The organism is Vibrio sp. 1F169, assembly GCF_041439605.1.
Taxonomy (GTDB): domain Bacteria; phylum Pseudomonadota; class Gammaproteobacteria; order Enterobacterales; family Vibrionaceae; genus Vibrio; species Vibrio tasmaniensis_A.
In genome coordinates, this window is record NZ_JBGOOI010000036.1 from 1 (window position 1) to 12,080 (window position 12,080).

The 12,080-nt window shown below is 43.0% G+C and carries 12 protein-coding genes; 7 read left to right on the plus strand and 5 right to left on the minus strand.

What is annotated here, in order from left to right; translation table 11 throughout:
* Positions 1-213 precede the first annotated feature (213 nt).
* Entirely contained in the window at positions 214-669 is a 456-nt protein-coding gene (locus tag ACED53_RS14255; RefSeq protein ID WP_029222913.1) for a hypothetical protein, read from the minus strand.
* Between the two features lie 158 nt (positions 670-827).
* The gene (locus tag ACED53_RS14260) at positions 828-1,757 is read right to left on the minus strand and encodes a DMT family transporter (RefSeq protein WP_029222912.1); all 930 of its coding nucleotides are present in this window, start codon (positions 1,755-1,757) and stop codon (positions 828-830) included.
* Between the two features lie 149 nt (positions 1,758-1,906).
* Here ACED53_RS14260 and ACED53_RS14265 point away from each other — a divergent pair, with 149 nt between their 5' ends.
* A complete protein-coding gene (locus ACED53_RS14265; protein ID WP_009845472.1) occupies positions 1,907-2,365 on the plus strand; it encodes an Lrp/AsnC family transcriptional regulator in 459 nt (152 codons plus the stop codon).
* A gap of 236 nt (positions 2,366-2,601) precedes the next feature.
* Here the strand turns inward: ACED53_RS14265 and ACED53_RS14270 are convergent, their stop codons facing one another.
* Both ACED53_RS14270 and ACED53_RS14275 read right to left on the minus strand, forming a co-directional pair.
* Positions 2,602-2,844 carry a hypothetical protein gene (locus ACED53_RS14270; RefSeq protein WP_009845471.1) on the minus strand — a complete coding sequence of 81 codons (243 nt, stop codon included), beginning with the start codon at positions 2,842-2,844 and terminating at the stop codon, positions 2,602-2,604.
* A gap of 260 nt (positions 2,845-3,104) precedes the next feature.
* Complete coding sequence (locus ACED53_RS14275) at positions 3,105-3,680, minus strand: hypothetical protein (protein WP_017101824.1); 576 nt, start codon at positions 3,678-3,680, stop codon at positions 3,105-3,107.
* A gap of 96 nt (positions 3,681-3,776) precedes the next feature.
* Between ACED53_RS14275 and ACED53_RS14280 the strand changes: the two genes are divergently transcribed.
* From ACED53_RS14280 to ACED53_RS14305, 6 genes are all read left to right on the plus strand, one after another.
* Complete coding sequence (locus ACED53_RS14280; RefSeq protein ID WP_017101825.1) at positions 3,777-4,475, plus strand: SH3 domain-containing protein; 699 nt, start codon at positions 3,777-3,779, stop codon at positions 4,473-4,475.
* Between the two features lie 550 nt (positions 4,476-5,025).
* Positions 5,026-5,766 carry an SDR family oxidoreductase gene (locus ACED53_RS14285; protein ID WP_012600512.1) on the plus strand — a complete coding sequence of 247 codons (741 nt, stop codon included), beginning with the start codon at positions 5,026-5,028 and terminating at the stop codon, positions 5,764-5,766.
* 26 nt (positions 5,767-5,792) lie between these two features.
* On the plus strand, positions 5,793-7,004 hold the full coding sequence (locus ACED53_RS14290) for an acetyl-CoA C-acetyltransferase (RefSeq protein ID WP_102580020.1): 1,212 nt from the start codon (positions 5,793-5,795) through the stop codon (positions 7,002-7,004).
* A gap of 130 nt (positions 7,005-7,134) precedes the next feature.
* Positions 7,135-7,482, plus strand: coding sequence for a phasin family protein (locus ACED53_RS14295; protein WP_012600514.1), 348 nt, complete (start codon positions 7,135-7,137; stop codon positions 7,480-7,482).
* A 73-nt stretch (positions 7,483-7,555) separates the two neighbouring features.
* Positions 7,556-9,367: a class I poly(R)-hydroxyalkanoic acid synthase gene (phaC, locus tag ACED53_RS14300; protein WP_017101827.1), complete on the plus strand. Its 1,812-nt coding sequence runs from the start codon at positions 7,556-7,558 to the stop codon at positions 9,365-9,367.
* A gap of 259 nt (positions 9,368-9,626) precedes the next feature.
* Positions 9,627-10,589, plus strand: coding sequence for a DUF2860 domain-containing protein (locus tag ACED53_RS14305; protein ID WP_102580019.1), 963 nt, complete (start codon positions 9,627-9,629; stop codon positions 10,587-10,589).
* Positions 10,590-10,770: 181 nt separating this feature from the next.
* On the opposite strand, the gene ACED53_RS14310 is transcribed toward ACED53_RS14305, so the two are convergent.
* A complete protein-coding gene (locus tag ACED53_RS14310) occupies positions 10,771-12,078 on the minus strand; it encodes a HAMP domain-containing sensor histidine kinase (protein ID WP_017101829.1) in 1,308 nt (435 codons plus the stop codon).
* Positions 12,079-12,080: the final 2 nt, after the last annotated feature.

Genomic DNA, 12,080 nt, shown 5'->3' on the forward strand with positions numbered 1-12,080 from the left:
CAGCTGACGCTGTTGGCTTAGTAGAAAAACTGTCAACGTATTTTAGGACGAGACAGGTCAGCTCAACACCAGACCTCGGGTTTCGAGTGTTGTAGGTTTCTTCGATTTAGAACCTGTACGACTTGTCCAAGGGGGAGCGAGCAACTAGTTGGAGTGTTTGAAGCAGAATTGGAAATATGCGCTTTTTCAATTCGTCCCGTGACTTAGTGCTCTTTACTTAGCGTCGTTTTCTTCGTTCACTTTTGCATAGAAGTGCAGCAACTCTGTGAGCTCTTTAACCCAACCAAATGCTTCTGTCGGTGCTTTCGACAAAATCTTCTCGACTTTGTCACAGTGAGTTTCAAGGCTGATCGCTTGCTCAAGGTTGAACGACATTGCATAGAAGTGCCAAAGCAACAGTCGAGTCATGCGCTCGATGTTTTGCTGTGAGTTATCCGACTCACTAAACGCAAGATTCACTTCACTCAGCGCGATTGCTGTCATTCGCAACATCGCATCAAACTTCGCTGATTGCATACGCTCTTCATTGGTCACTTCTTCCTGTTCGAACGTAAACAGTTCCGTCATTGCATCTTCAGGGACAAGGCGATGAATCATTCTTAAACTAAATTCTTCTAGTTCTTCACGAGGCATGTTGTTTAAGCAAGTTAAAGTGTAATCGCGTTGCATGGTGTTCTCTTGGATCTGCAAAAAGGTCAGACAGTTTAATGGAGAAGCGAGTTCAGAAAAAGCAGATTTTAGATAAGCCTACGTTTGTAGGCTTATCTATATACTACAAGCCCTAAAATTGATGTTTAGGGAAACTGTATTTAGGTTTGAACGCAGTATCAGGCTTTGCTATGGCTTGGCGGTTGATATTGCATAGACTGGTCGTTTCTCATGAAAATGTTGCTCGCGACCAGGCTGCCGATGCAAATCGAACCAAGCGCTAACCAAGTCATCGTATCCGGAATTTCGTTGAACAGTGGGATCGCCAACAAGGTTGCAACGGCAGGTGTTGCACTGCCAAAAGCGGCTGAGCGTTCTGCTCCTAGTGTATTAACAGCATATAGATAAGTGAATGCTGCTATTAAGCCTGCACCTACGCCTTGCACCGCAGAATGCACGGCAAGCTCTGCAATTGGCCATTGAGCAATTGGTGTTTCCATTAAATGGCTAGGGAGGGTTCCTGTAAAGATAAGGATCAGCAACAGCAAGGTGGAACAGAATGAAATAAACCCCGCACTGACGAGCGCATTAAGATTGGCAACGCGTGCTGAAATGGTAAACGTCGCCCACATCAAGCTGCCAAACAAAAACAACACGTGACCTTTGGTATATTCAAAGTTGAAGCTGCTTAAGCTACTTCCCAGAAACAACAATATCCCAAGCGAAACCAGACCTAAACCAACGACACGGTGTCGGCTAAGCGGCTGCTTAAAAAAGAGTACCGCGATCCCTGTTACAAATAGAGGAAGCGTTCCCGGAACTAAAGCACTCCCGTGTGATACCGGAACGAACTGCATGGCTGTTCCTGCAACGAGTAAATAAGGTAACCCGCACCCCACAAACATACCGGCCAAGTATCGATTCGGGACAGCAGCGATCGTGCTACGTGCTTTCCACACCAAAGGTAATAGCGCCAATGCTGGTATGAGGAATCGAGTCAGTGCGATGTCTGCAGGTGTTAAATCTGAATTTGCGCCGCCTTTAAGAGAAAGGAAAAAGCTCGCCCAGATGAGCAGAGTGACAGTAATAGATAAATAGCCAAGCTTCATAATAAACAAGGAAAGTGAATGATGATTAATTATGGGGTACTTGGTGTGCCATAGGTTGGCAAGTTTTGTTCTAACTTGAGTTGTAGTTGATGATTTCTGCTAATATCTTGCCAATTGTTAACGAATTTAACCAACAATTGGTATTTGCTATGGATAGGATTGATAGACATCTTCTTGAGTTGCTTCAGAAAGACGGCAGGCTAACCACCGCTGAGTTAGCTGATGAAGTTGGCTTATCGGCTTCACCGTGCGCGAGGCGCATCAAAAGACTGGAAGAAAAAGGAATTATTGATGGTTACCGTGTGAGCCTGTCACGGGAACAGGTCGGCATCGCAATGAGCGTGTTTGTTGAAGTGAGCTTGAACAACCACCAAGAAGTGTCGATCGATAAATTTGAAAGTGCGGTTGTCGAGATGGAAGAGGTCATTAGCTGTCACGTTGTATCCGGAGCTTATGACTATCTTTTAGAAGTTGTCAGCCCAAACCTTATGGCTTATGAAGCATTTACCAGAAAGTTACAGCGACTCTCCAACGTAAAAGACATACATACCCATCTTGCGATTAGGCAAGTGAAAGGCAATGCGCCACTTCCTGTTTATACGGACTGACTGTTTATGCGAGCTAACGGATTATACGAACAAACTGTCTATACGAACTAACAGTTTATACCGACTAAGCCGTAGGTAGGTGACACGCTGCCCGATGACATGAGCTGAAAAAGAAATGATTTTATGACGAATAGGAAGTACGGTCGCTATTAACGGCTATCTGACGAATGCGGATACGCTACAATAAAAAGCGGAGCACCTCGTGAAAGGTACTCCGTATATGATAGGTGCAAAACTTAGTGATACTTAAAGTTAGAGATTGAACAATCCCCGGTTTGAGCGTTGATTCTGAATGAAAAAGCATGTGAATGATAATCCACACCGTCATTCCAAATCGTCTCTCCAAATATCTTACATAGCTCTAGCTCACTTACTGAACCGAACTCTTCCATGTGTTTAGCGACAGATAAAAGTTTACCTCTTATCTCTGCAGTCCCTTCCGTGTTACTCAAGCAGTTGAAAGCCATAGTTTTTTGCATATTACCTAGCCAAAATATTTCTTGTTATTAAGTTATATGAATAATCATGATAACAATTTTCTGGCGTTTGTAAATCTATTTTGTGATGAATATCTCACATAGTCGCTTGCATTGGTCGGAAATTGAACGTCATTGTTGATAGTTACCACATTAGTTTTACAACTTATTGATAAATCTTTGATTGATTATCTTTCTGAATGTGTTGATTTGTTCGAACTATGATTATTGGGATAATCAAGTTGAGCAAGTGAGTAATCATTTTAGTTTTGTACATCGTTTATTGGTTGGTTTGTGTGGCGAGCTTCGTCAATCATCGTCGCTTCTTTACGGTATTTTGAAGAGAGCTGACGAAATTTTTTACTGAGTGTATGAAGATCTTGCGAGAGTGATTGTGAGCTTTGTACGTGTACCTGTGCACTTTCTGTTTGACGGGGTAGTCTTGCTTTAGCGCAGTGTTTAGCTATGGTTTGCCACGAATGCGTTAGAGACTCCGCTCCATCTAGTTCTGTAGACACAATATACGCCTGTTTTAATAGAACCTCAGAGACATCATAAGCGGTATTCATATGACTATTGAGCTGCACATTAAATCTTTGTTCGTACTTTGCCCAAAGCCCAATGATCTGCTTTTCGTTGAAATGTTTAGATAGCAACGTTTGTGATTCATAGGTCGAGAGAACTTGGTTAAATTCTTTAGTGTATTGATTATAGCGTTCTTCAAATGATAGCTGGCGATCTAACAGTGTTTGCCAGTTTTCACGGTCACAATGGTCTGCTAACGCGATATCGGCACTCAGAGGTACACTTATAATGACAACCTTCACCAAAAAATTCATGATTTACCTCTACTTAACTCGCTCTCTATTAAGAGTATAGATGAGCAGCAACATGAGTTGATGTACACTTGAAACATACCTAAAACGGAAGAGCTGGTGGATTTGATGAAAAAAGCGCTGATCGCTTTACTTGTGTTATTAATATTGGGCGGAGGGGGGGCTGCATACTACTTCTTCGTCATGAAAAAAGACCCCACTCCGCCAGAGAAAAAGGAAGCGCCGGCTGTTGAAGTCGCGGCGCAATCTGAATATGACCTTACATCCCTCACTACTCCTCAGCCTGAGCCAGAACAGACTGAGTTCTACGTTTTAGATAGAAAACTTAAAGTAGTCGAGCAGCCCGAAATTGATGGTTTGATAACCGACTATCTTTATAAGGGCGAAAAGGTCGAACTACTAGAGAAGCAAGGTGAATGGGCGCGTATCTCTGACTATATTGTTTTAAAGGAAGGCGGGCCACAGACGGCGGAATGGATTTCAATGTCTGGACTATCTAGTGATGAAGTGATTATCTCTGAGCAAGAAAACAGAGAGATATTAGATTCATACTTGGCTAAATCCGATGATCTGAAGCTCCATCAAGAGAAGTTCCGCAACACGGTAGCTAAGCTTATCTCTGAAGGGGAGTGCGACCCAAGTGATTTTGAAGAGTTAGGCGGTTGGGTTAAATCAGTTAAATACAGCAACCGAGCCGTTTATTTTATTTATTGTGGTGGGTTGTCTCTTGAAAACAAAATTTATCTAGATGTAAATACTAATGAAACATTCACGAAGTATGAGCCGATTCCTATTTAATATGGGTATTCGTCACTGACTTTTAATTACTCTATTTCCCCAAGATATTAACTAAAGCCTACTCATAGATTGAGTGGGCTTTTTTATTCTATCTATAATGCTGGATTTTTCTATTTACCCTGTAATTCATGTTGAATCTTATATATAACCATCATTAAATATTTACTAATGGGTAATAAGATCTTTCCTATTATTCTCATGATCAATCATTTCAAATTCCCACATTGCATTCTTCTTGAAACAAGCTAGGAAGTGTTGGTTTATCTCTAATTAACAAAGGCTTACCTGCTTGTTGATAAAGTTGAAATTAAGTAAAGCTTATTTATTTCAGCGCCTTACGATAATTTACATGTGTGTAATATTTCACTAAAACTGTAAGGCAAGTCACGTTTTTAATCATACTCCCAAATTATTTTCGATTTGTAATAATACTTTTTGATTTTGAGTTGTAGGGTTTAATTAAAGCAAAACGTAAAGTTTAATTATCAACTAAGACATTATCTTATTAACATCATTGTTATTTAATTGCTTGTAAGGGATGGAATCATTAATGAAAAAACTTGCTTTAATTACAGGGTCAAAAGGCGGTATCGGCTCAGCAATTTCCTCTAAGTTAGTTGCAGACGGCTATCGTGTTATCGCGACTTATTTTACTGGGAATTACCAATGTGCCTTGGATTGGTTTAACGAAAAACAATTCACCGAAGATCAAGTGAGATTGTTTGAATTAGATGTTACCAATACTGCGGAATGTGCGCTGAGCTTAAGCAAGTTGTTAGAAGAAGAAGGCACGGTGGATGTGTTGGTCAACAATGCGGGTATAACGCGTGACAGTGTTTTTAAGAAGATGGATGCCGAAGCATGGAAAGACGTGATTGAAACGAACTTAAACAGCCTTTTCAATGTTACTCAACCACTGTTTGCGCCTATGTGTGAAAAGGGCAATTGCCGCGTCATTAATATCTCTTCAGTGAATGGTCTTAAAGGTCAATTCGGACAAACTAACTACTCAGCAGCGAAAGCCGGGATGATTGGTTTTTCAAAAGCGCTTGCCGCTGAAGGCGCTAGGAGTGGTGTGACGGTAAATGTTGTTGCCCCTGGCTACACAGGCACGCCTATGGTTGAACAAATGAAACCTGAAGTCCTTGATTCTATAAAGAATCAAATTCCAATGAAACGGTTAGCGACGCCTGTTGAAATTGCCGATGCAGTGGGCTTTTTAGCGAGTGAGTCTGGGGCGTACATTACAGGCGAAACATTGTCAGTGAATGGCGGCTTGTACATGCACTAATTGGCGAAACTGAAGGGATTGGAATGATGGAAAAAGTATTTATTGTTGCGGCCAAGCGCACTCCTATTGGTGCATTTACTGGGTCGCTAAAAAACGTATCTGCGGGTGAGTTAGCTGGCGTTGCGATCAAAGGCGCACTTGAGTCTGTCGATCTTTCGTTAGATGCGATTGATGAAGTGATCGTCGGCAATGTGGTTTCGACAGGTCAAGGCATGGGGGTTGCTCGTCAGGCTTCCATTTATGCGGGGCTTCCTGAGGAAACGCCAGCATACGGCGTGAACATGATTTGCGGCAGCGGTATGAAATCAGTGATGGACGCAGCGGCGCACATCAAAGCACAAGATGCTGAAGTGGTTATTGCTGCTGGCGTTGAAGTGATGTCCCAAATTCCGTTTGTGGTGCCCGCGAGTGTTCGTAATGGTCACAAAATGGGTGATATCTCAATGAAAGACTTATTGGTTGGTGATGGCTTAACCGATGCGTTTAATCACTACCACATGGGCATGACGGCTGAAAATATCGCCAACACGTTAAATATTTCGCGCCTAGCTCAAGATAACTATGCCCTAGAAAGCCAACAGAAAGCCGTCGCAGCGATTGAAGCGGGTAAGTTTAACGAGCAAATCGTGCCTGTAGAAGTTAAGCAGCGCAGACAAACCGTCATTTTTGATACCGATGAGTATCCGAAGTCAGACGCGACATTCGAAGCTCTGCAAAAGCTTCGCCCAGCCTTTGACCGTGAAGGGTCTGTTACGGCAGGTAACGCTTCGGGCATCAATGATGGCGCAAGTGCAATCATCTTAGCGTCTGAATCGGCGGTCGTGAAATACGGCCTGACACCACTGGTAGAGCTGAGCAGCTACGCGCAATCTGGTTTAGATCCCAAAATTATGGGGTTAGGCCCAGTAGAAGCGGTATCTAAAGCGCTTGATAAAGCGAATCTCACCCTCGAAGAAATAGATTTGTTTGAATTGAATGAAGCGTTTGCAGCACAAGCTCTTGGCGTAATGTACCAATTGTCAGAGCAGCATGATTTACCGCTTGATGCGTTCAAGCCAAAGGTCAATGTGAATGGTGGTGCAATCGCGCTTGGTCACCCTCTAGGTGCGTCTGGCAATCGAATTATTGTTTCACTCATCCATGAAATGCTTGAACAGAAAACGACTTATGGCGTTGCTTCACTCTGCGTGGGTGGAGGAATGGGAACCGCTGTTTTGCTAAAAGGTATTGAAGGTTAGAGCCTAAGGTATCGGTAGCAAGCTTAAACATCGGATCAGCTTTTCAAAGCATCGCGAGCTCATAGATGAATGTTGGCTGAAACGATGATTATACAAATTTATTAAACTATGTATTCATCAGGAGTTACTTATGTACACGGATATTTTCAAAACAATTACTGACCAAACAGAAAAGCAATTTGAACCGTACTTAAAGTTCAACAAGTTGGTTGCTAAGAACATTCAAACGATGACAGAACTGCAAATGAATGCGATGCAGACTTATACGGATATGGGTCTTTCTCAAATGAAGGCAGTAAGCGAAATCAAAGACGTAAACAGCCTGACCGCTTTCAATAGTCAACAACTCACGGCATTAACTCAACTGTCTCAGCAAATGATGAGTGACAGTACAAAATTGCAAGCGGCTGCCAAAGAGTTCAAAGACGATGTTGAAACACTAACAACTGAAAACTTGAAAACAGTCACACCTGCATAAATTTAATCGCCATCGAATGAGGCAGTTTTACTGTGACATTCGGTGGCGATTTTCCGATTATTGGAGTCATGTTATGTTTCAACACTTCTTTTCGGACTACCTTGTTAAACTTCAACAAACAAACCAGCAATGGTGGGATAATTTTGAACAAAACAAGGAAGCCGCGCAATCTCCCCTAAATCAAGCGATGCAAGAATTGAATTTTGATGATGCATCAAAAATCTTCGAGCAAGCCGCCAACCAACCCGCCGTCCTGCTTCAGCTGCAATCTCAATGGTGGGAACAGCAACTGCAAATCTGGCAAAACGCAGCACTGATGGGCAACACTGAAAGTATCATCTCAGAAGAGCGCAGTGATAAGCGCTTTATCGATAATGCATGGAAGAACGACCCTTTCTATAGCTTCATCAAGCAATCCTATTTGTTATTCAGTAAAAGCTACATCGACACCATCAATTCTATCGAAGGCATCGACGAGAAAACCAAAGAGCGTGTGGCGTTCTTTTCTCGTCAGGCAATCAATGCTCTCTCTCCAAGCAACTTTATTGCAACGAATCCAGAGTTGATGAAACTGACGCTTGAGCGAAATGGTGAAAACCTTCTCGATGGGTTAGAGCAGTTACAAGCAGACGTTGAAGCAAGCGCCGATATACTCAAGATCCGCATGACCAACAACAATGCTTTTCGATTAGGTGTGGATGTTGCTAACACCGAAGGTGATGTTGTCTTTCAAAACGAGTTGTTTGAACTGATTCAATATTACCCCAAGACGCCGCAGGTCAATGCGACGCCTCTGCTGATCGTCCCGCCATTCATCAACAAGTACTACATTCTTGACCTTCGTGAGAAGAACTCAATGGTGCGCTGGTTACTTGAGCAAGGACATAGCGTATTCATGATGTCTTGGCGCAACCCAGGTGAAGCGCAGAAGGACACTGAGTTTGGTGACTATGTCACGGAAGGCGTGGTTAAAGCCGTTGCTGCGATTGAAAACATCACAGGCAAAGAACAAATCAATGCGGCAGGTTATTGTATTGGCGGCACGGTACTCGCGTCTACGGTGGCTTACTACGCTGCGAAGCGCATGAAAAAGCGCATCAAAACAGCGACCTTTTTTACCACCTTGTTGGATTTCTCGCAGCCGGGTGAGGTGGGCGCGTACATCAATGAGACAATCATCAATGCTATTGAGAAGCAGAACGATGGCAAGGGCTATATGGATGGTCGTTCGTTGAGCGTGACGTTCAGTTTGCTTCGAGAGAACAGCTTATACTGGAACTACTATATTGATAACTACCTCAAAGGCAGTAGCCCGATGGAGTTTGATCTTCTGTACTGGAACAGTGATAGCACTAACGTGGCGGCTAAATGCCATAACTTCTTGCTGCGAGAGCTTTATCTTGAAAACAAACTGGTTCAAGACAAAGGCGTGAAAGTGGGCGGCGTATGGATTGATTTGAATAAAATTAAGATACCAAGCTACTTCATCTCGACCAAAGAAGACCATATCGCGTTGTGGCAGGGGACTTACCGTGGTGCATTGAACACTGGTGGCAACAAGACGTTTGTTCTGGGCGAGTCTGGTCATATCGCAGGCATTGTTAACCATCCAGAGAAAAAGAAATACGGCTACTGGTTGAACGACAACCTAGACGACTCTGCTGACGAATGGCTAAACAACGCAAGTCACAACGAAGGCTCATGGTGGACACATTGGGATCAATGGTTACAAGGCTTTGAAGCTGACGAGAAAATCGAACCTTTCAATCAAGGTTCCGAGCTACACCCTGTGATTGGCAAGGCTCCGGGTAACTATGTAAAACAGGTACTTCCTATCGTCGATAAAGAAGTCGTTGATGTACAGGCTCCGAAAAGCGACGCTTAGCTTGTTTAACGTGAGTGGTTGATACCTATTTCTACTAGGGTATTAGCCACTTATATCAGAGGTGCACTTATCAAGCGCCTCAATACCCAAACGCCGAATACCACTTGAGGTGTAACAATACAAATCGTCGTAAAAAAAACGGCCGTCTAGAGTTGTTGCATATGCCTTCAGTATGCTCCCACTATGAAATATCTCTATTCACCCTAAATTTACCTTCGAGTTGGCAAACTATTCGCTACTTTCATAAGGAGAAGTAGCGATGAATTACCGCATGTTAATGACTCTAGGGGTTTTGTTTAGTGCAAATGTATTGGCTGAACTTGATGAACCAGGCTGGGGAGGCGAAGTTGGAGTATTGGTCGGCTTTGGTAGTGAAACCGATGACTCAGAGGCTGTAAAAAAAGGCAGCTTGAACAGCAAGGGAGAATCGGATTCGAGTGCGCTTGTTGTACCACTGGGACAGTTGCGCTACACGTTTGGTTCAGATAGCGACCAGCAGGTCTTTATGGGGACCTCGCGTGGCGATATCATTGAAGGTGTTTTTGCTTTTGAATTTGGCTACGCACTGGAATATGGCAATGAATCGGTTGTATCGTTCTCTTACCTTCCAACAATCGCAAATGGTGAAGTATGGGAAGACCCGTTCATAGCCAATACTGCGAGGACTAAAACCGATATCTCTGGTGATACCTTTCGTGTACAACTCGACAACTTATTAGATATTGGTTTATCGGGTGATTTCGCTGTCTACAAGCAAGACATTAAAAATGACAAATCGGGCGTTCACCTAGGAGTGCCAACAGGTGTACTCCAACGTGACGCTAAAGGCTATTATGCAAGCCTATCTATGGAGATGCCTGTTAGTGGGAGCTCTTTTATCGAACCATCGTTGTCTTATCAAAAACATCTTGCAGACGGTGAAGCAGTTTCTTTCTCTTATTACTCTGTCTCGTTGACCTACATAATGATGGTGGATGATCATGCATTCTCGGTCAATGCAGATTACAGCCACCGCTCATATGATGCATCCAATCCAGTATTCAAGAAAACACGTGAAGACAATGGATATAGCGCAACGCTTGGCTATGAATATATGGACGTTATGGGTTGGCAAGACTGGGGATTCAACGCATTAGCGGGTTATTCTAGTAACAATTCCAATATCGCATTCTATGATACCAGCGGATATTTGATGAGTGTTGGTGTTAGCTATCACTTTTAAGTAATTGACTACTTAATCACGATGAGTAGAGGGCTAGCATATTTGTTAGCCCTTTTTACTGTTTACTTTTTCGGCTAGAGGCTGCAACTGAATATGAGTGATGAAGCTTAAATTCAGTCAATGGCGACCAAAAATGTCCGGTCGGATCGCCATGAAGCTTGGTCATTCAACTTAAACGAAGTTAAGCATTGGTATTTGATTTTTCTTCGACCGGCAAATGAAGCCGAGCCAACAAGCCTCCCTCTATTTCCTCTGCTTCAAGATGCCATCCTAGCTTCTTACATATTTTCTCGGTTAAATCCTGCCCAAGGCCAAAGCTATCTTGAAATGGCAGATCAAGTTCCTGTGTGTTTATATTCTTGATGACTATGCTGTTTTCTTCGAAATAGATATGGATAGTGCCGCTATGTGTGTATTGGAAAGCGTTACGAATGAGGTTACCAACGACAATTTTGATTGGAGTCTCTGGAAGTTCCACTGTTGGGGCATGAAGGTAATTGCGGATGATGTCGATCTCTTCACCTTGAATTAAATACTCCAACTCTTCTATCAAATTATCTAATAAAGCGACTACCGAAACTAAGCTCTGATTCGGTGGCGTTTCACTCTTTCGGACTAGCCAGAGCATGGTTTCGGTAATTTGCTGCATGTTGCTGCTCGCGCGGTCGATACGATTGATCGGGCGCTGTAAATCTGAGGGCAGGGAGATGCGCTCTAAGATCTCCATATTTGCTCGTATGATTGCAATAGGCGTTCTCAATTCGTGACTAGCATGAGATAGAAAACGTTGTTCTCTTTCTACCAAATGCGCATTCTTACTGAGTGCCTTTTCTAGATAAAGCGCAACTCGATTGTATTCACTGAATTTAAAGTTGGGAGCGGGGTTCGCCAATAGGTCGTTGGACGCGCTTTCTGACCATTCGACGAGTTGTTCGGTTTTTTTTCCTACTCGGTAACTGTAGAGCCAAAGCGCTAATACAATAAAAAATATATAGCCAAGAGCAATATAGATAATAAGGTTGAAGCGATGATCGAACCACACATCTATTGTGTCACCAATTAGGCGGTAGTCGTACCGAGCGACTCCGAATACCAATCGTCCGTCTTCGAGAGCAAAACGGTAGACACCAAAGACAGCCTCTTTCTTGATGTCGTTGGTCACCGTTTCATCAACGAAGACGACAGTGAACTCATCATTAACAAATGTCACATCCCGAAGTACGTCTTTACCATCGACCTTTATGTTAGGCAATTGGTCATAATAAAATGACACTACGTAAGATTTAGGTAGTTTGGCTTCTGGATTTATAAGGCGTACTTCGTTAAAGCTCAACCATTCACTGGCGAGTCGCATTTTTACTGAATCTTCTATTCCATATTCAAAGTGACGGATTAAAAGTTCTCCGAATAGTAAGGCTGTCAGAAGTGACAAGCCCAAGAAAAAGGTAGTAAGGTGACCCCGTATTGGGAAGCTCTTTTTCATGCTCATGG